17 protein-coding genes are annotated in these 19,763 nt (G+C 33.0%); 14 read left to right on the top strand and 3 right to left on the bottom strand.

What is annotated here, in order from left to right; translation table 11 throughout:
* Window positions 1-115: 115 nt before the first annotated feature.
* Together ACNFIH_RS03935 and ACNFIH_RS03930 are read right to left on the bottom strand one after the other, a co-directional pair.
* On the bottom strand, window positions 116-664 hold the full coding sequence (locus ACNFIH_RS03935) for a GNAT family N-acetyltransferase (RefSeq protein WP_426485585.1): 549 nt from the start codon (window positions 662-664) through the stop codon (window positions 116-118).
* 5 nt (window positions 665-669) lie between these two features.
* A complete protein-coding gene (locus ACNFIH_RS03930; RefSeq protein ID WP_426485584.1) occupies window positions 670-1,521 on the bottom strand; it encodes an aldose 1-epimerase family protein in 852 nt (283 codons plus the stop codon).
* A 186-nt stretch (window positions 1,522-1,707) separates the two neighbouring features.
* Between ACNFIH_RS03930 and ACNFIH_RS03925 the strand changes: the two genes are divergently transcribed.
* The 12 genes from ACNFIH_RS03925 (at window position 1,708) to argH (ending at window position 15,906) form a co-directional block, all read left to right on the top strand.
* Complete coding sequence (locus ACNFIH_RS03925; RefSeq protein WP_426485583.1) at window positions 1,708-3,975, top strand: M1 family metallopeptidase; 2,268 nt, start codon at window positions 1,708-1,710, stop codon at window positions 3,973-3,975.
* Between the two features lie 479 nt (window positions 3,976-4,454).
* Window positions 4,455-5,102 (top strand): GNAT family N-acetyltransferase, encoded by a 648-nt coding sequence (locus ACNFIH_RS03920; RefSeq protein ID WP_035644879.1) that lies wholly within the window; start codon window positions 4,455-4,457, stop codon window positions 5,100-5,102.
* 54 nt (window positions 5,103-5,156) lie between these two features.
* Window positions 5,157-6,350 (top strand): argininosuccinate synthase, encoded by a 1,194-nt coding sequence (locus ACNFIH_RS03915; RefSeq protein ID WP_035644876.1) that lies wholly within the window; start codon window positions 5,157-5,159, stop codon window positions 6,348-6,350.
* On the top strand, window positions 6,343-7,320 hold the full coding sequence (argC, locus tag ACNFIH_RS03910) for an N-acetyl-gamma-glutamyl-phosphate reductase (RefSeq protein ID WP_426485582.1): 978 nt from the start codon (window positions 6,343-6,345) through the stop codon (window positions 7,318-7,320). Before ACNFIH_RS03915 ends, argC begins: the two co-directional genes overlap by 8 nt.
* A gap of 86 nt (window positions 7,321-7,406) precedes the next feature.
* On the top strand, window positions 7,407-8,546 hold the full coding sequence (locus ACNFIH_RS03905) for an aspartate aminotransferase family protein (protein ID WP_426485581.1): 1,140 nt from the start codon (window positions 7,407-7,409) through the stop codon (window positions 8,544-8,546).
* Between the two features lie 99 nt (window positions 8,547-8,645).
* A complete protein-coding gene (locus tag ACNFIH_RS03900; protein WP_426485580.1) occupies window positions 8,646-9,839 on the top strand; it encodes a glutamate-5-semialdehyde dehydrogenase in 1,194 nt (397 codons plus the stop codon).
* A gap of 98 nt (window positions 9,840-9,937) precedes the next feature.
* Window positions 9,938-10,699, top strand: coding sequence for a glutamate 5-kinase (proB, locus tag ACNFIH_RS03895; RefSeq protein WP_426485579.1), 762 nt, complete (start codon window positions 9,938-9,940; stop codon window positions 10,697-10,699).
* A 105-nt stretch (window positions 10,700-10,804) separates the two neighbouring features.
* Window positions 10,805-11,194, top strand: a complete 390-nt coding sequence (locus ACNFIH_RS03890; RefSeq protein ID WP_426485578.1) for a GxxExxY protein — start codon at window positions 10,805-10,807, stop codon at window positions 11,192-11,194.
* Between the two features lie 92 nt (window positions 11,195-11,286).
* Entirely contained in the window at window positions 11,287-12,234 is a 948-nt protein-coding gene (locus ACNFIH_RS03885; protein ID WP_426485577.1) for an N-acetylornithine carbamoyltransferase, read from the top strand.
* Between the two features lie 98 nt (window positions 12,235-12,332).
* Window positions 12,333-13,106 (top strand): acetylglutamate kinase, encoded by a 774-nt coding sequence (argB, locus tag ACNFIH_RS03880; RefSeq protein ID WP_426485576.1) that lies wholly within the window; start codon window positions 12,333-12,335, stop codon window positions 13,104-13,106.
* 272 nt (window positions 13,107-13,378) lie between these two features.
* Window positions 13,379-14,449 carry a M20 family metallo-hydrolase gene (locus tag ACNFIH_RS03875; RefSeq protein ID WP_426485575.1) on the top strand — a complete coding sequence of 357 codons (1,071 nt, stop codon included), beginning with the start codon at window positions 13,379-13,381 and terminating at the stop codon, window positions 14,447-14,449.
* 176 nt (window positions 14,450-14,625) lie between these two features.
* Window positions 14,626-15,906 (top strand): argininosuccinate lyase, encoded by a 1,281-nt coding sequence (gene argH / locus ACNFIH_RS03870; RefSeq protein ID WP_426485574.1) that lies wholly within the window; start codon window positions 14,626-14,628, stop codon window positions 15,904-15,906.
* Window positions 15,907-15,982: 76 nt separating this feature from the next.
* On the opposite strand, the gene ACNFIH_RS03865 is transcribed toward argH, so the two are convergent.
* Entirely contained in the window at window positions 15,983-17,296 is a 1,314-nt protein-coding gene (locus ACNFIH_RS03865; RefSeq protein WP_426485573.1) for a T9SS type A sorting domain-containing protein, read from the bottom strand.
* Window positions 17,297-17,544: 248 nt separating this feature from the next.
* Between ACNFIH_RS03865 and ACNFIH_RS03860 the strand changes: the two genes are divergently transcribed.
* Window positions 17,545-18,546, top strand: coding sequence for a DUF2157 domain-containing protein (locus tag ACNFIH_RS03860; RefSeq protein ID WP_426485572.1), 1,002 nt, complete (start codon window positions 17,545-17,547; stop codon window positions 18,544-18,546).
* Window positions 18,543-19,706: a hypothetical protein gene (locus tag ACNFIH_RS03855; protein WP_426485571.1), complete on the top strand. Its 1,164-nt coding sequence runs from the start codon at window positions 18,543-18,545 to the stop codon at window positions 19,704-19,706. Before ACNFIH_RS03860 ends, ACNFIH_RS03855 begins: the two co-directional genes overlap by 4 nt.
* Window positions 19,707-19,763 lie beyond the last annotated feature (57 nt).

The following is a 19,763-nucleotide window of genomic DNA, read 5'->3' as shown; positions in this document are numbered from 1 at the left end:
AGCGAAATAGATTAAGTGGTTAATTTCGCGTGCAAATATAACGTATAAACGCATTTTGGACATTAATAATATATGTTTTAACAAATATTATTTTTTTGTCAGAAATTAACAAATACTATCGTTCTAATAATGAGTATATTACTTTGTCTAAAAATCGCCCTTCATAAAATTCTGATTCTTTGAAATGCGCTTCTTTAACAAATCCGCATTTTTGCAGGACTTTTTCCGAAGCTTGATTTTCAGGATCTATAACTGCTTCAATTGAATGTAGTTTTAAATCTTTAAAGCCATAAGTTATTAATCGATTTACAGCTTCAGGGATGATTCCTTTTCCATGAAATTCTGGTAAAAGCATATAACCAATTTCGGCGCGGTAATTTTCAGGTTGCATTCGATAATAACCGATAATTCCGAGAAGTTTTGGATTATCTTTTAAAGTAATTGCCCAATTGATGCCAATATTATTGTCAATATTTGTATTAATTGTTGCGATGTGTGCCAAAGCGTCTTCGTTGTTTTTGGCCAACGGACGCGGAATATATTTCATGGTCTCAGGATTCGAACGTAATTCGAAAACTTCATTGACATCATCGTTTGTAATTCTTCTCAATAATAAACGCTCTGTTTCGATTACTGGAAACGGATGGAAGTTGAATTCTAACATTTTATTTATAAGATTTTAATACTAAATTGAGAATGAAAGGTCTGATCTTCTTCTAAAACAATAATTCCTTCTTTTTTAAATAAATCGCCAGAATTATTTGCAGTATCAGAGTAGCCAAACCATGGTTCAATACATACAAATGGTGCTTGATCTTTGGTCCAGATTCCCAAACTTGGAAAATCCTCAAAATCCACCTGAACATAAGGTTTCGAATTTTTAAGAATAGTCAACGAATTTGATTCTAGTGTTTTAAAAACAAGCGCATCATTTTCGAAAAGTTTATAATTCAACGGTACTAAATTTTCGGTCGTTTTTAGAATTTCGGTTTTATTCGAAATCAAGTCATTTTCAAGAAGATTATATTTTAAAGGCTCTTCTTTTTCAAATTTAAAAGAATAGTTTTCAAAATTTTCAGGAAGCGAAATTGCAGGATGAGCCCCGATTGAAAAAGGCATTTTATTATCTCCTGTATTAATTACAATATATTCGATTTTTAGAGAAGTGTTTTCTAATGTGTAAATAAGTTGTAATTCAAATTCAAAAGGGTATTTTTTTAAGGTATCAGTATTTGATTTTAAAGAAAAAACAGCACTATTTCCTGTTTTTTCAATTAATTCAAATTCCATATCTCTCGCAAAACCATGTCTTGGCAAATGATATTCATTTTCATTAATTGTATAAGAGTTATTTTTCAATGTGCCGACAATAGGAAAAAGGACAGGTGAGTGTTTGCCCCAAAAATCAGGGTTTCCTTCCCAGATATATTCCTTGTTTTGATTGTTTTTTAATGAAAATAATTCGGCTCCGGCATGTTTAATTGAAGCTGTTAATATTGAATTTGATATAGTTGTCGTCAAAATAGTAGAGTTGAAAAGATTGATTTTTATGTAAATGTAAAGGTATTTGAATAATTTTTATTTTTTAAGGAAAATCGCTCAATTTATTTTATTTATAAAATTTTACTAAAATTAAATTTAAGCTTGATTATTTCTCTGTAAATAGCTTTTTTTTTCATTAATTTGCTACATAAACAGCTAAAAAATATGAAGAAGCAATCTGCAAAAGCCATTTTAACCGCGGCTTTATTTTTTGGGATTTCTTGTTCCTGGGCGCAACAAACACCTTCAGGGACAGTAACAAATCCAGTAAATAATTATAATTACCATGATGCCTTTGCCCCGCATTTTTACACTAAAAACGGAACATCTACACGCACAGCCAGTGGTCAGCCTGGCGTAGAATATTGGCAAAACAGAGCCGATTACCAGATAACGGCAAAATTAAATGCTACAACAAATGAAATTGTTGGTACAGATCAAATTACATATACGAATAATAGCCCTGATAAATTAGGATTTCTATGGTTGAATTTAGATCAGAATTTATTTAAAGATGATTCTAGAGGAAATGCTGTTGTGCCTTTGTCTGGAAGCCGTAACGGAGCCCAAGGACAGGTTTTTGACGGAGGAAATAAAATTAAATCTGTAAAGGTAGTTTCTTCAGGAAAAAATGCGGTAGAAGTTGAGGCAAAATATATTGTTACAGATACCAGAATGCAGATTTTCCTTCCACAGGAATTGGCTGCAAAAGGAGGTTCTGTAAAAATCAAAATCGAATTCTCTTTCATTGCTCCTTTTGAAGGATCAGACAGAATGGGGGTTTTAGAAACTAAAAACGGAAAAATCTTCACAATCGCGCAGTGGTACCCACGTATGTGTGTGTATGATGATGTACGTGGCTGGAATACAGCGCCATATTTAGGAGCTTCTGAGTTTTATTTAGAATATGGAGATTTTGATGTAAAACTTACCGTTCCTGGAAATCATTATGTTGTCGCTTCTGGTGAATTGATAAATGGTCAGGAAGTTTTTTCTGCTGAACAATTAAAACGTTACAAAGACGCTTCTCAAAGCGATAAAACAGTTATGATTCGTACTGCTGATGAAGTAAATTCGACAGCAAAAACAAATGCAGGAACAGAGAAAACATGGCATTATAAAATTAAAAATGCTCGTGATTTTTCTTGGGCTTCATCTCCGGCTTTTATTCTTGATGGAGCAAAAATCAATTTGCCAAGTGGTAAAAAAGCTTTGGCATTATCAGCTTATCCTGTTGAAAGCAATGGAAACGACGCTTATGGACGCTCAAGTGAATATGTAAAAGGAGCGATTGAGCATTATTCGAAACAATGGTTTGAGTATCCTTATCCAGTTGCTACAAATGTGGCAGGAAATGAAGGCGGAATGGAATATCCTGGAATTGTTTTCTGTGGATGGAAATCAAAAGGACAAGATTTATGGGGAGTTACAGACCACGAATTTGGTCATATTTGGTTTCCAATGATTGTTGGTTCAAATGAGAGATTATTCGCTTGGATGGATGAAGGATTTAATACTTTTATTAATTCATTGAGTACAGCAGCATTCAATAATGGCGAATACAAAGAGAAACCAACAGATTTGCATGAAGAGGCAGAATCTTTTACGCGTCCGGATTTAGAAACTATTATGAGTTCTCCTGATAATATGAAGGAAGCAAATATTGGTATGTTGTGTTATTTTAAACCAAGTGCAGGTTTGATTCTTTTAAGAGAGCAAGTTTTAGGAAAAGAGCGTTTTGATACTGCTTTTAGAACTTATATTCAGCGTTGGGCTTTTAAACATCCTCAGCCAGATGATTTTTTCAGGTCAATGGAAAATGTTGCAGGTGAAGACTTAAGCTGGTTTTGGAGAAGCTGGTACGTAAACAATTGGAGATTTGATCAAGGTGTAAATTCGATTAAATATGTAAAAAATGATCCTGCAAAAGGTGTAATTATTACGGTAGAAAATTTTGAGAAAATGCCAATGCCAATTGTTTTAGATGTTAAAACAAAAAGCGGAAAAGTAACCAGAGTTAATTTGCCTGTAGAAATTTGGCAACGTAATAATGACTGGTCTTTCAAACATAATTCTACTGAAGAAATAGAAAGTATTACATTAGATCCTGATCACGCGTTTCCTGATTTCAATGAATCAAATAATGTTTGGACTGCAGGAAAAGGCAAAGTAGAACAAGATGTTATTTTAGATGGTTATTTAGGAAATTATTCTACATCTAAAGCGCCTATAAAAATTGAGTTTACAGAGAAAAACAGTGCTTTATATGCAGAGTTGACTAATTATCCGAAATTCTCTGTGAAAGCTGTAGCCGGAGAAAAAGATACATTTGAATCAAAAAGAGCAGGTGTGAAGTTTAAATTTAACGAAGCTAAAACTGCTGTTGATATGATTTTATCTGATGGAAAAGCAATTCCTTTTACTAAAAATTAAAAAAGTAAATATTTTAAATATTTTAAATTATTTAAAACCCGATAGTTATCAGTAACTATCGGGTTTTGTTTTTCTGTATATTCACAAAACGTAAAAAAAATGTTAGAATTTTGATTTTTTGTTTTCTAAATAAAAAATTAATGTACTTTTGCACCGATGAATAAAATAAGTTTACATATAACTTCTTTGTCACGGACAAACTCACCGATTACTTCTCCCGAAGTACGGACGCTATCTCTATAGTGTTCACTGAGTTTTATAGCCGTATATTTATTCATATCCATTTTTCATTTTGAAATCACATAATTTGTCCATTGGACAAACATATCCTAAAAGTATTTATTATTTTGTAAATTTTCTTGATCAAGCTTTTGATTTTGAGAATGTTACTTCTATTTTGCTTAATTTTATTGGATTCAATTCTGGATTTCAAACTAAACAATATGCTTTAATTTTTAACTCTAACTTCAATTATTGAAATGAAGATCTCTATTGTTGTTACCCAGGAAGAACACTTCAAATTCGCACAAGAAATTTGCGATACGATAGAATCATCTGCCTTGTTAAGAGGTACAGGGATTGCTAAAAGAACTCCTGAGTATATTCAGAAAAAAATGTCGAATGGTGATGCGATGATTGCTCTGGCAGACGGGAAATTTGCAGGTTTTTGTTATATCGAAAGCTGGCAACACGGAAAATTCGTGGCACATTCGGGGTTAATTGTTCATCCTGACTATAGAAGTTTAGGATTGGCAAAAAAGATAAAATCTAAAGTTTTTGATTATTCTTTGCAGCGATATCCAGATGCTAAAATATTTGGAATAACAACTGGTTTGGCTGTAATGAAAATCAATTCTGATTTAGGTTACAAACCGGTTCCTTTCTCAGAACTTACAACCGATCCAAGTTTCTGGGCCGGCTGTAAAACCTGCACTAACTTTCCTATTTTACAAAGCAAAGAAAACAAAATGTGTCTTTGTACCGGAATGTTGTACGATCCAAAAGAAAAACAAAAAACACCGCCTAGACATCCTTTTAACGAGGCTGTTTTAAGCAGACTTAAAAAAATCAAACAAGCTCTATTTTTAAACAAATTATTGTCGTTTGTTTTTTTATTCAAAATTTAATTAAAAGAAATCTCAAACTGCTAAATACGAAAGTATTAGCCAAAATTATAAAAAATGAAAAAAGTAGTATTAGCTTATAGCGGAGGATTAGATACCTCGTATTGTTTGAAATATTTAAAAAATGAAAAAGGATACGAAGTTCACACTGTACTTGTTGACACAGGAGGATTCGACGCAGAAGAATTATCAGCCATTGAAAAAAGAGCTTACGAATTAGGAAGTGCACAACACGCCAACCTTACAATCGTAGACAAATATTATGATAAAGCTATAAAATATTTGATTTTCGGAAACGTATTAAAAAACAATACTTATCCGTTATCAGTAAGTGCAGAACGTGTTTTTCAGGCAATTGAAGCAATTAAATATGCTAAAAAAGTTGGAGCAAGCGCGATTGCACACGGAAGTACAGGTGCAGGAAACGACCAAATTCGTTTTGATTTGATTTTCCAAACCATCGCTCCGGAAATCGAAATTATTACGCCAATTAGAGATTTAAAACTTTCAAGACAAGAAGAAGTTGATTATTTGGCTCAAAACGGAGTTCACTATTCTTGGGAAAAAGCACAATATTCTATCAATAAAGGACTTTGGGGAACAAGTGTTGGAGGAAAAGAAACGTTAACTTCAAGTCAACCGTTGCCAAGCGAAGCTTATCCTTCGCAATTGCAAAAAGAAGGAGAAGAAAAAGTAACACTTCATTTTGAACAAGGAGAATTGGTTGCATTAAACGGAAAGAAAGATGTTCCTGAAAAAAATATCGTAAAACTTGAAAAATTGGCTAATGCTTACGCAATTGGTAGAGATATTCATGTTGGAGATACTATTATCGGAATCAAAGGAAGAGTTGGTTTTGAAGCGGCTGCTCCGTTAATTATTATTAAAGCCCACCATTTATTAGAGAAACATACTCTAGGAAAATGGCAGCAATATTGGAAAGAGCAACTAGGAAACTGGTACGGAATGTTATTTCACGAAGGTCAGTTTCTAGATCCAGTTATGAGAAACATCGAAACTTTCTTGCAAGACACTCAAAAAACAGTAAACGGAACGGTAACAGTTTCATTAAAACCATACCATTTCTCACTTGACGGAATCGAATCTAAAAACGATTTGATGAATACAGGTTTTGGTCAATACGGAGAAATGAACAATGCATGGACATCTGACGATGCAAAAGGATTTATCAAAATTCTTGGAAATGCACAAAACATATTTTCATCTGTAAATCAATTAGATCATGATTAATGTCGGAATTATTGGTGGTTCGGGCTACACAGCCGGAGAACTCATCAGAATTTTAATGTATCACCCAAAAGTAAACATTGATTTTGTTTACAGTACTACAAATGCTGGAAAACCGCTTTCTATAGCGCACCAAGATTTGATGGGAGATATCGAAATGAATTTTACTGATGAAATTAATCCAAATGTGAATGTTGTTTTCTTGTGTTTAGGTCACGGAAAATCAATTTCATTTTTGAAAGAAAATCAGTTTGCAAGTCATACTAAGATCATCGATTTAGGAAATGATTTCAGATTGAATAAAGACGCTCATTTCGAAGGAAAAGATTTCGTTTACGGATTGCCTGAAATCAATAAAGCCGAAATCAAAAAAGCAAATTATATTGCAAATCCAGGTTGTTTTGCAACAGCTATCCAATTGGCATTATTACCATTAGCAAAACACAATTTATTGAATAATGATGTTCATATTAATGCAACAACCGGAAGCACAGGAGCAGGAGTAAGTCTTTCAGAAACTTCTCATTTCAGTTGGAGAAATAACAATATGTCACATTACAAAGCTTTTGAACACCAGCATTTGGGAGAAATCGGAGAAAGCTTAGTTCAATTACAAGACGATTTTGAAAGTGAATTGCTTTTTATTCCGAATAGAGGAGATTTCCCAAGAGGTATTTTTGCAACCTTATATACATTATGTGATGATAGTTTGGAACAATTGGTTGCTAAATACGAAGATTTCTATAAAAACGAGCCTTTCGTAACCGTTACCACAACAAACATCAACATGAAACAAGTGGTGCAAACGAATAAATGTATCATTAGTTTATTGAAAAAAGGAAACCGGGTTCTCATAACATCAATTATCGATAACTTAACCAAAGGTGCTTCAGGACAAGCGATTCAAAACATGAATTTAATGTTCGGTTTAGAAGAAACCACAGGTTTACATTTGAAACCAAGCGGATTTTAATTTTAGTTGATAGTTGTTGGTTTATAGTTGATAGATATCGAACTTAAACCAACAACCGTCAACAATCAACCAAAAACTAAAAAAAGATGAACTTATTCAACGTTTACCCATTATACGACATAACTCCAGTAAAAGCAGTAGATTGTACAATCATTGACGACAAAGGAGTAGAATATTTAGATTTATACAGCGGACATGGTGTGATTTCTATTGGACATACACAACCGGATTATGTAGCAAAATTGAAAAATCAATTAGACCATTTAGGATTTTATTCTAATGCCATTCAGAATCCTTTGCAGGTTGAATTGGCTCAGAAATTAGGAAAACTTTCTGGTTTAGAAGATTACGAATTGTTTTTATGCAGTTCTGGAGCTGAAGCTAATGAAAATGCTTTGAAATTAGCTTCTTTCCATAACGGAAAATCTAGAGTTGTGGCTTTTGATAATTCTTTCCACGGAAGAACTTCTGCAGCCGTTGCTGTTACAGATAATAAAAAAATCGTTGCGCCATTAAATGCACAGCAAGAAGTTACGTTTTTACCTTTAAATCAAATCGAATTAGTTGAAGCTGAATTGGCAAAAGGTGATGTTACAGCTGTAATTATCGAAGGAATTCAGGGAGTTGGAGGTTTAGATCAAGGAACAACAGAATTTTTTCAAGCTTTAGAAAAAGTATGTAAAAAACATGATGTAGTTTTAATTTTAGACGAAGTACAGTCAGGATACGGAAGAAGCGGAAAATTCTTTGCGTTCCAGCATCACGGAATCAACGCTGATATTATTTCAGTTGCAAAAGGAATGGGGAACGGTTTTCCAGTTGGAGCCATTTTAATTTCTCCAAAATTTGAAGCAAGTTTCGGATTATTAGGAACAACTTTCGGCGGAAGCCATTTGTCTTGTGCAGCAGGAATTGCTGTTTTAGACGTAATTGAAAAACTAGATTTACAGAAAAATGTAAATGAAGTTTATGAATATTTCCTAGAAAAAATCAAAGAAGTTGAAGGCATCAAACAAGTAAAAGGAAAAGGATTAATGCTTGGAGTAGAATTTGATTTTGACGTAGCAGCTTTAAGAAAGAAATTAATTATTGAAAAACACATTTTTACAGGAAGCGCCAACAACAAAAATCTATTAAGAATTTTACCACCGCTTACAGTGAAAAAATCAGATATAGATACTTTTATTGTGGCTTTAAAAGAAAGTTTAGAAGAATTAAAAAACTAATTTTAGTTATTTTAAATCTGACGGGTTTTTAAAATCCGTCAGATTTAAAATATAGGTTTCTAAAAAAAGAAACAACCAAAAAACAACCAACTATAAATTATGAATCCATTATCAATTGAAAAACGCAATGCGGTTTTGCGGTCTATGGCAAAGCTGGTCGAGCAGGAGCGGAATGAGATAATCCTAACCAATCAGGAAGATCTCGCTGATTACGACGGCTCAGATTTAGCGATGGAAGAACGCCTAAAAGTAGATGATAAAAAAGTTGACGAAATGATTTTATCATTAAACCAATTGGCTTCTCAAGAAGATCCCGTTGGCGTTGAGCGTTTTCATTTTACACATGATAATGGAATAAAAGTTATAAATAAAACGGCTGCTTTCGGAACGATTTTAATTATTTACGAATCTCGTCCAGATGTTACAATCGAAGCGGGCGGAATCGCTTTTAAATCTGGAAATAAGATTTTATTGAAAGGCGGAAAAGAGTCTTTAAAATCAAATTTGAAAATCGTAAGTCTTTGGCACAAAGCTTTGGAAGAAAACGGAGTTTCAAAAGATTGGGTGGAATATTTAAATTATAACAGAACAGAAACTCAGGCTTTTCTAGAAAAACCAACTCAAAAAGTCGATTTAATAGTTCCAAGAGGCGGAGAAAAATTAATTGAATTTGTAAAAGCTCATGCAACTTGTCCCGTAATCGTAAGCGGACGTGGAAACAATTTCGTTTACGTTCATGAAAAAGCAGATACTGATTTGGCTTTAAAAGTAATTTTGAATGCCAAAACAGCCAAAATATCAGCTTGTAATGCAGTTGATAAAGTTTTAATAGATTCTAAATTGCCCAATTTTGAGGGTTTTACAGCAATTTTAATTGAAGCATTAAAAGAATCAAATGTTGGAGTAATCGTTGATAAATCTTTGGAAAATTTTGAAGACACAAAAACACTTCAAAACGAAGATATTTGGTATGAAGAGTTTTTAGATTATAAAATAGTAATCGGAACCATTGATTCTGAGGAAAATGCAATCGAAAAAATCAATAAATATTGCGGAGGACATTCAGCAGCAATTATTACAAAAGATAATGATGTTGCACAGCAATTTATGGAATCTATCGATGCTGCAGCAGTTTACCAAAATGCATCAACAAGATTTACTGACGGCGGACAATTTGGTTTAGGAGGAGAATTAGCAATAAGCACCGATAAATTGCATCAACGTGGCCCAATCGGACTTCAGCATCTCGTGACCAATAAATGGTACGTGTACGGAGAAGGACAAATCAGATAATTGGGATAATGTGAAAATTGAGGCAATTAGATAATTAGAAAATTCTAAAAAAAAACTTAGAATCTCAGTATCTTAGAACCTTAGCACCTTTAAAAGAAATGGCAAAAAAGAGGATTTTATTAAAAATAGGAAGTAATACTTTAACCAAAGAAACCAATCATATTTCGCGGGGAAAGATTGAAGACCTCGGAATACAGATTGCGGCTTTAAACGACGAATATGAGTTTATCATCGTAAGTTCAGGCGCAATTGCAGCAGCAAAACAGTTTGTGAAGCTGGATAATCAGGATAAAGATGTTTTTGTGAAACAGGCTTTAGCTTCAATTGGACAGCCACATTTAATGCGGATTTACAATGAAAATTTTAAAGATTTAGGATTAAATACCTCGCAGTGTTTACTTTCTTATTCTGATTTCGAAAAAGAGCAGACCAAAAAGAACATTGTCAATACCATTAATGTATTAGTTAAAAACAATTATATTCCGATTATCAATGAAAATGACACCGTTGCCACAGATGAGATTCGGTTTGGCGATAATGACAAATTAGCGGCTTTAACAGCAGTGCTGCTAAATGTTGATATTCTGATAATTGCCACCAATACAAATGGAATTTATACGAAAGATTCAATTCACCATGAAAATCCGGAGACGATAAAATTGGTAAATGATTTAAAAACGCTCGAAAAGGAAATCGGCGAATCAAAATCATCACATGGAACGGGAGGGATGCAGTCTAAAATAGAAGCGGCCGCAATCGCAAAAGCAGCCAACATAGAAACCTGGATTGTGAATGGATTAAATGATAATTTTATTCTAAAAGCATTAAAAGACGAAATTCCTTTTACTAGGATTCTGTGATATTGAACGCGGATAAAATGGATTCGCTATCGCGAAGACGCGGATTTAAATTGATTTTTATATTTGTTTTAATTTTATGTAGTATATTTCATTCAAATTTATTTTATGGAATTATTGCATCGAGAGTTAACAGAAGTAATTATTAAAACTTTTTATGAAGTTTATAATGAATTAGGACATGGGTTTTTAGAAAGAGTTTATCAAAATTCCTTGTATTTAGAATTGAAAAATAAAGGTTTGTATGTTGAAGCTCAGAGGAAAATTAAAGTTTACTATAAAGGTATTGAAGTTGGAGAATATTATGCAGATTTAATAGTTGAAGATTTAATTATTCTAGAACTCAAAGCAGCTAATTGCATTGTGGTCGAGTTTGAAAATCAAATTTTGAATTATTTAAAAGGCACAGATTGTGAAGTAGGTTTACTTTTAAATTTTGGTACAAAACCAGAATTTAGACGAAAAGTATTTGAGAATAGTAGAAAATTAAGAATATAAAAATCAATTTAAATCCGGGTCTTCGCGATAGCGAATCAGTAAAATCCGCGTCTAATTTTTATACATTAATAAGAAAAACAAAAAGTAAAAACATGAATTATATTTCAATAAAAGATATCGACTCATTATCAAAATGGGTGAAAAGCGCGATCAAAATCAAAAAAGATCCGCTTAAAAATAAAAAATTAGGTAAAAACAAAACCTTAGGAATGTTATTCTTCAATCCGAGTTTAAGAACACGTTTGAGTACGCAAAAAGCGGCTTTAAATTTAGGAATGAACGTTATGGTAATGAATTTTACCAACGAAGGCTGGACTTTAGAATTCGAGGACGGAGCAGTTATGAATTCTGGTGCTTCAGAACATATTAAAGAAGCGGCAGAAGTCGTTTCTCAATATTGTGATATTATCGCAATCCGTGCTTTTGCAGGTTTGGTTGATAAAGAAAAAGATTATCAGGAAACAGTAATTTCAGGATTTTTGAAATACGCTACTGTGCCAATTGTAAATATGGAAAGTGCCGTTCGTCATCCAATGCAGTCTTTAGCAGATGCAATTACGATGGAAGAACACAAAACAAAACACAAACCAAAAGTGGTACTTTCATGGGCACCGCATCCAAAAGCTTTGCCTCAGGCTGTAGCCAATTCATTCGTAGAAATGATGCAAATGCAAAAAGACATGGACTTTGTAATCACACATCCAGAAGGTTATGAATTAAGCCCGGAAATCACAAAAGAATGCAAAATCGAATACGATCAAAACAAAGCTTTCGAAAATGCCGATTTCGTTTACGTTAAAAACTGGAGCAATTTTAACGATTACGGGAAAGTAACCAACAGCGATCCAAATTGGACAGTGACAGCGGAAAAAATGGCGTTAACCAACAACGGAAAATTCATGCACTGTCTTCCAGTTCGTCGTAACGTAATTGTAAGCGACGAAGTTTTAGACGGAGAAAATTCAATCGTAATCGAACAAGCGAATAATAGAACGTATTCAGCACAATTAGTTTTACAAAAGATTCTTAAAAAAATATAATTTTTTTAAAGTTGCTAAGATTCTAAGCTACTAAGATGCTAAGAAACTTTGCGCAGAAAAAAACTTAGTATCTTAGAATCTCAGAACCTTAGAATCTTATGCAAGTATCAGTAATAAAAATAGGTGGAAACATCATTGATAATCCAGCAGAATTAGAGCAATTTTTAACCGATTTCTCTAAAATTGAAGGTTATAAAGTTTTAGTTCACGGCGGTGGAAAATCGGCTACAAAGATGGCACAGAGTATAGGTTTGGTTCCGCAAATGATCGACGGACGCCGAATTACAGATACTCCAATGCTTGATGTTGTGGTAATGATTTACGCAGGACAAATCAACAAACATATCGTAGCGCAATTGCAGGCAAAAGACAATAATGCCATTGGTTTTTCAGGTGCTGACGGAAATTTAATTCAATCAACAAAAAGAAATCACCCAACAATCGATTACGGATTTGTAGGCGACGTAAAACAAGTCAACACCAAATTACTGGCAACTTTACTTGAAGCTGGAGTTGTTCCTGTTTTCTGTGCAATTACACACGATAAAAACGGACAATTATTAAACACCAATGCAGATACCATTGCAAGTGAATTATCAATCGCATTATCGGAAATTTTTGATGTTACGCTGACTTACTGTTTTGAAAAACAAGGCGTTTTACAAGATTCAGAAGACGATTCATCGGTAATAACAGAAATCAATGAAACATTATACAACAAGCTGAAAGAAGAAAAAGTAATCCATTCTGGAATGATTCCAAAATTGGATAACTGTTTCAATAGTTTATCACGAGGTGTACAGAAAATCAAAATAGGGCATCATAAAATGCTTCAAAATCCAGATGTTCTGCATACAACGATTACATTATAAAAAATGTTGCCACGAATTGACACTAATTTTCTCTGTTAAAAGAGAAAATAATTTTAGACGTGCATTAAAAAGTTTATTTTGATTTTAAATCTGTGATAAAAAAATAATTTGTGAAAATACGTGTAATTAGTGGCAAAAAAACAGAACTGCGCAGTGCTTTTAAATATTAATTTAAGAAATTTGCGCAAATTAATTTTCTGGTTAAGATTTGATAAAGTCATTGTTTAAAAACTTAGAATCTCAGAATCTTAACACCTCAGAACCTAGCAAAAATGAAAAATATAGATACGCTTACTAAAGAAGCAATTAGTTTATTAAAAAGCTTAATCGAAACCCCTTCATTTTCAAGTGAAGAAGACCAAACAGCTCTTTTAATCGAAAATTGGTTCAATCAGAATGAAATTCCTTTCAAGAGAGAAAACAACAATGTGTGGGCTTTCAACAAATATTTCGACGAAAACAAACCAACACTTTTACTAAACTCACATCACGATACAGTACGACCAAATCAGGCGTATACCAACGATCCGTTTAAAGCGATTGAAAAAGACGGAAAATTATTTGGATTAGGAAGTAATGACGCAGGCGGATGTCTGGTTTCATTATTAGCAACTTTTGTACATTTCTACGAAAATCAAAATCTGTCTCATAATATTGTAATTGTGGCTTCCGCCGAAGAAGAAAGCAGTGGGAAAAATGGTTTAAACAGCGTTTTAAAAAGCCTTCCAGAATTAGATTGCGCTATTGTTGGAGAACCAACTTTAATGCAATTAGCAGTTGCAGAAAAAGGTTTATTAGTTTTGGACGTAAAAGTAAAAGGAACCGCAAGTCACGCCGCGCATCAAAACGACGATAATGCATTATACAAATCAATTCCGGTAATGGAATGGTTTAAAAACTATAAATTCGACAAAATCTCAGACGTTTTAGGTCCCGTAAAAATGACCGTGACGCAGATTAATGCAGGAAAACAACACAATGTTGTGCCTTCAGAATGTGATTTGGTTGTGGATATTCGCGTAACAGACCGTTATACCAATGCCGAAATTCTAGAAGTAGTTAAAGCAAATGTAAATGCTGAAGTAACACCAAGATCCATGCATTTAAACGCTTCATCTATTCCAATTGCACACGGTTTGGTTCAGGCAGGAATTGCATTAGGAAGAACAACGTATGGTTCGCCAACGCTTTCAGATCAATCAGTTTTAAGCTGTCAGTCTTTAAAACTAGGACCAGGAGAAACGTTACGTTCGCATTCAGCAGACGAATTTATTTTTGTAAATGAAATTGTAGAAGGAGTCGATTTGTATATCAAAATACTAACTGATTTCTTTAAATTATAATATTTTTTAGGAGCTAATCCCGCTATCCGTTCCAATCTTTTGTGCCGAACCCCGGCACAAAAGGATTTCCACTACTATCGGGGCTAGAAACACAATCAGTATAAACAATGACATTAGATCTAAATTAGAAAACAATCTAAGAAGTCTAAAATCTAAGAAGTCTAAAAATCTAAGTTATGAAACTTTGGGAAAAAGGAATACCAACAGATAAACAAATCGAGCAATTCACCGTTGGAAACGATCGTGAATTGGATTTGGTTTTAGCAAAATATGATGCTTTAGGTTCAATCGCGCACGCCAAAATGCTTGGACAAATTGGCTTATTAACTCAGGAAGAAACAACTTCTTTAGTGGATGCCTTAAACGAAATTATCGCTGATATCGTAGTTGGAAATTTCGAAATCGAAGACAGTTTCGAAGACGTGCATTCTAAAATCGAATATCTTCTAACCGTAAAACTAGGCGATGCAGGAAAAAAAATCCACACGGCACGTTCTCGTAACGATCAGGTTTTAGTTGATGTTCATTTGTATTTAAAAGATGAATTAAAAGCGATAAAAGAACAAGTAAAAACTTTGTTTGACTTGTTAATGGAATCAGCAGAGAAACATCAAAACGTTTTATTGCCGGGTTATACACATTTGCAAATCGCCATGCCATCTTCATTTGGTATGTGGTTTTCTGCTTACGCCGAAAGTTTGATTGATGATATTACGATGTTAAATGCAGCTTCAAAAATTGTAGATCAGAATCCGTTGGGTTCTGCTGCGGGTTATGGAAGTTCATTCCCAATCAACAGAACATTTACAACAAAAGAATTAGGTTTTGAAACCTTAAAATACAATGCCGTTGCGGCGCAAATGAGCCGTGGAAAAGCAGAAAAAAATGTTGCTTTTGCGATGACAAGTGTTGCAGGAACTTTATCAAAATTTGCCATGGACGTTTGTTTGTATATGAGCCAGAACTTTGATTTTATTGGTTTACCTGCGCATCTTACAACAGGTTCAAGTATTATGCCTCATAAAAAGAATCCGGATGTTTTTGAATTAATAAGAGGAAAATGCAACAAGATTCAGGCGCTTCCATACGAAATCACTTTAATTACAAATAATCTTCCAAGCGGTTATCACAGAGATTTACAGCTTTTAAAAGAAGGTTTATTTCCAGCAATTCAGACTTTAAAATCTTGTTTAGATATTGCAATATTTTCAATAAAAGATATTACAGTTAAAGATCATATTTTAGAAGACAAAAAATACGATTATTTGTTTACAGTGGATACTTTAAATGAAATGGTTGTGGAAGGAATGCCATTTAGAGATGCGTACAAAGCCGTTGCAGAGCAATTAGAAGCAGGAACATACAAATCTCCAAAAGAAACAAAACATACGCACGAAGGCAGTATAAATAATTTATGTTTAGATGCGATTAAAGATAAAATGAAAGCTGCTTTTTAATTTCTGGAAAAATGTAAAAAATAAAATGTAAAAAAGGTCATTGATTTGTTTCAATGACCTTTTTTATAGAAATAATTTAAATTTTCAAAAGTTTAAAAGTTTTACTTCGGTTTTCAATCTGAACTTTACAGATGTAAATACCTTTTGCAAGATTTCCAACATTCAGTTCTAGTTTTTCATCAGAAACAATATTTTTTGATTCCGAATATACTTTAGCGCCACTGGAAGAAAACAAATTAACATAAGCTAAGCCGTTGTCAATTCCTGAAAATTCAATGTTTAAAAGACGATTGATTTTGGTTGGATAATATTTAAGTTCTAAATCATTTTTGTTTTCTTTTATACCTAGACCGTTGCAACTTGATGCTATTTTTCCATCAGTAGAAACTTGAAGTGTTGCGCCTGCACCACATGAAGCATTAGTTATATATCCAGCAACATCATTTATTGAAAGAGCCGTATAGTTGTATGAAGGTTTTGAGACTGGGTCGCCATAATTTGCTCCGGCTTTTAGGCAGTTAGAAAATGTAATTCCAACAGTTCCGCCATCTGTACTGATGTAATTTTTAAAAGCAGTTCCAATTTTAGCAAAATCTGTTCCTTCAACATAACAAGTTGAATTTTTATCTCCTCCGCCTAAACCAATTGCCAAAGAACCTGAAACTGACGTATTGTAATAGCAATTCAAAATATGTAGTTCAGTATTTCTACCTCTTGGCATTCTTTCCTTGCATCCTTCTGCCCAATAACAGTTTTTAAAAGTAATGCTAAAGTGACCATCAGCAGGAGCATCACTTTTATTTGAACCTACAAGATTGGTAAATCGGTGATCATCGGCCCCGCCAGAACCACCGGCTTTTGGTGTTTTTAAGTACGTAAACTTTGTCCATGAAATAGTCACATTGTCTGCAGCTCCTTTATTATCAAAATTGCCATCCATTCCATCCTGAAATTCGCAATGATCTACCCAAACATTTGTAGCTTCAGAAGTAAGATTATCATGTCCGTCCACATCATAAGCGCCAGGACCTTCAAAAATTAAATTTCGAATAATAATATTGTCTGATCCAGGTTTTAGGCTTAAAATTCCCGAACCTGCCGCAGTTTGATCCGTATTTACTAATCGGGCTCCCGGAAGTCCAATAATGGTTTTGTTTGTGACTAACAAACTAGTGTAACTGCAGTTGATTGTTCCAGAAACTAAAATAACCTGTGGCGTTGTCAGTTTTAGTTTCGCTGTTAAATCGGCATAAGTAGTTACGGTAACCGGAGTTGAGGCACCACCTCCAGTAGCAGATGCTCCAAATCCTTCTGGAGACGTCATCACATAATTTTGTGCAGAAACAGACAGACTCAAGAGGAAAAGAAGTAAAAACAAATTCTTTTTCATTTTAATATTTGGTTTAAGTGGTTTTGATATCAATTAAATGTAATCGATTACACGAATGTAATTAATTAATTTTAAAGTCAATAATATTTGTGATTTTTTTGCATTTTAATGCTTCCTTTTTATGAAGAATTTGGATTTCAAAACTGCACTAAGTACTGTTTTACAAGAATAAAGCCGAATTTATTTACAAATAAAAATCAATTGCATTAAAAAAAAACTATTTTTGATTGTGCTATTAAATACAAAATATGAATAAGTTTGATGATAAGTTTACAGAATCGCTTCGGGATAAAAATCTAATTACAGAAAATCAACACACGGAAATTACAGCTTATCGTAATTTGGGTATTTTTTCATTAAATGCAGAATTAAAACTGTTTTTGTATTTGTCTGTTTTGCTTTTTACTTCGGGAATTGGAATCTTGATTTATGAAAATATTGATACAATTGGTCATATTGCCATTCTTTCCATTTTACTTATAGTCATTGTAGTTTGTTTTTATTATTGTTTTAAAAATGCAAAAGGTTTTCAAAAATCAGAAACCGGTTTTGAACATCCGGTTTTAGAATATTTGGTGCTTGCGGCCAATATTCTGACCTGTATTTTTATTGGTTATCTGCAGTTTCAGTACAAACCCTTTGGCGAACATTACGGATTAGCGACTTTAATTCCAACAATTGTGAGTTTCTTTTGCGCTTATTATTTTGATAATAAAAGCGTTTTGACAATTGCAATTACTGGTTTGGCAGCTTACATAGGACTTTCGGTAACACCACAAGATATTTTTAATGACAGTAATAATTTGTATGCAAGTCAGAATTTGAGTTATTCTGCTGTAATGCTTGGTGTCTTGTTAATTTTATGGACGATTTACAGTCGCAGAATTTCCTTAAAAACGCACTTTAGTTTAATTTTTCTGACTTTTGCTTTGCATATCATAAGTATAGCTTCAATTAGTAATTTAACCAGCTATGATACGCTTAATTGGATGTTATTTGCCATTGTTTTAGTGAGTTCTACGTTTTATTTTTATAAAGCTAGTTATGAGAATAAAGCAATGTCTTTATATGTTTTTATGATTGTTTACGGCTATATTGGCGGAAATATAATTTTGTTCAGAATATTTGAGAATGTTGATTTTTCTGATATATGGGAACTATTTGTATTTCTTTTACCCGCTTATTTTATCTGCTCAATAGTATTGTTTATAAAATTGATTAAAAAATTCAACAAAGAAATTAAAGCATGATAGTGTACGATAAAAAAATGTTAGATAATGGAGCTTTAGTTAATGAAGCAGATACTTTACATAATGGAGGTTTTATAAGCAAAGACCAAAAGAAATTTATAGAAAAGGAATTGCCAGTTCTCAAAAGTCAAAGCAATATTCTGGTTAGAATTGGATTCTTTTTACTGGGGTGTTTATTATATCTTTCAATTTGTGGAGCAATTTCTATATTTGGTTTAAGTGGCGAACATGTTTTTTTTCAAATTTGCTGCTATATTTTTGCTGTAGTTGGATTTGTCGGAGCAGAATTATTGGCTACACAAAATTATCATAATCATGGTTTAGATGATGCTTTTATTTTAGGTGCGCTTTTAAATATCGGAATTGCAATTGCGGTCACAACAGAAGGTTATGAAGCTGTAATCGCTTTTTTTGTTGCAATTGTAGCACTTTTTATGTTTTTACGATATCTTCATTTAGTATCAATGTTAGTTTTCTGTATAGCGGCAACGGGATTTTTGTTTTTTGAAATGTTTGAATTTGGTGAGATAGGGAAAACAATTTTACCTTTTGTAGCAATGATTTCTGCAGCAATTTTATATTTTGCAACTAAAAAAATAATCTTCAATCTAAAAGAAAGTTATTATTACAACGGACTTTTATTAGCCAATAGTTTTTGCTTGATATTGTTTTATCTTTCCTGTAACTATTTAGTAGTTAGAGAACTTTCTGCAGAATTATTAGGGAATGAAATAAAACCAGGAACAGACATTCCGTTTGCATTTTTCTTTTATGCATTTACGATTATTGTCCCAATACTTTATTTGATTCAGGCTTTAAAAGCAAAAGACAGAATAATGTTGTGGATCAGTTTTTTGGCAATTGCATTTTCAATTTACACTATTCGATTTTATTATTCCGTTTTGCCAATTGAAGTTGCACTTACACTTGGAGGAGTAGTTTTATTTGCAATTACTTTTTTTTCAATTAAAAAATTAAAAGAAAAGGAAAGTGGTTTGACTTTTAAACCAGATAGAATCAATCATTCAGATAATTTCTTAAACGCCGAAGCTTTAGTGGTGGCTTCAACTTTCGGAATGAAACCAGAAGTTAAAATAGATTCTCCAATGGAGTTTGGAGATGGAGGTTTTAGTGGAGGAGGTTCTGGAGGAAGCTTTTAAGTTTAATTATGAATTATGAGTTGTGAATTATGAGTTGAACGCTAATTTGAATTAAAA

Source organism: Flavobacterium sp. 2 (assembly GCF_049949195.1).
Taxonomy (GTDB): domain Bacteria; phylum Bacteroidota; class Bacteroidia; order Flavobacteriales; family Flavobacteriaceae; genus Flavobacterium.
Note: the sequence above shows the minus strand (reverse complement) of the source record. Positions and strands in the feature narration are given on the sequence as shown.

Coding starts and splice junctions, on each gene's coding strand:
- ACNFIH_RS03935 (WP_426485585.1), bottom strand. CDS start 664: ATGTTAGAATTCAACTTCCATCCGTTTCCAGTAATCGAAACAGAGCGT.
- ACNFIH_RS03925 (WP_426485583.1), top strand. CDS start 1,708: ATGAAGAAGCAATCTGCAAAAGCCATTTTAACCGCGGCTTTATTTTTT.
- ACNFIH_RS03920 (WP_035644879.1), top strand. CDS start 4,455: ATGAAGATCTCTATTGTTGTTACCCAGGAAGAACACTTCAAATTCGCA.
- ACNFIH_RS03915 (WP_035644876.1), top strand. CDS start 5,157: ATGAAAAAAGTAGTATTAGCTTATAGCGGAGGATTAGATACCTCGTAT.
- argC (WP_426485582.1), top strand. CDS start 6,343: ATGATTAATGTCGGAATTATTGGTGGTTCGGGCTACACAGCCGGAGAA.
- ACNFIH_RS03905 (WP_426485581.1), top strand. CDS start 7,407: ATGAACTTATTCAACGTTTACCCATTATACGACATAACTCCAGTAAAA.
- ACNFIH_RS03900 (WP_426485580.1), top strand. CDS start 8,646: ATGAATCCATTATCAATTGAAAAACGCAATGCGGTTTTGCGGTCTATG.
- proB (WP_426485579.1), top strand. CDS start 9,938: ATGGCAAAAAAGAGGATTTTATTAAAAATAGGAAGTAATACTTTAACC.
- ACNFIH_RS03890 (WP_426485578.1), top strand. CDS start 10,805: ATGGAATTATTGCATCGAGAGTTAACAGAAGTAATTATTAAAACTTTT.
- ACNFIH_RS03885 (WP_426485577.1), top strand. CDS start 11,287: ATGAATTATATTTCAATAAAAGATATCGACTCATTATCAAAATGGGTG.
- argB (WP_426485576.1), top strand. CDS start 12,333: ATGCAAGTATCAGTAATAAAAATAGGTGGAAACATCATTGATAATCCA.
- ACNFIH_RS03875 (WP_426485575.1), top strand. CDS start 13,379: ATGAAAAATATAGATACGCTTACTAAAGAAGCAATTAGTTTATTAAAA.
- argH (WP_426485574.1), top strand. CDS start 14,626: ATGAAACTTTGGGAAAAAGGAATACCAACAGATAAACAAATCGAGCAA.
- ACNFIH_RS03865 (WP_426485573.1), bottom strand. CDS start 17,296: ATGAAAAAGAATTTGTTTTTACTTCTTTTCCTCTTGAGTCTGTCTGTT.
- ACNFIH_RS03860 (WP_426485572.1), top strand. CDS start 17,545: ATGAATAAGTTTGATGATAAGTTTACAGAATCGCTTCGGGATAAAAAT.
- ACNFIH_RS03855 (WP_426485571.1), top strand. CDS start 18,543: ATGATAGTGTACGATAAAAAAATGTTAGATAATGGAGCTTTAGTTAAT.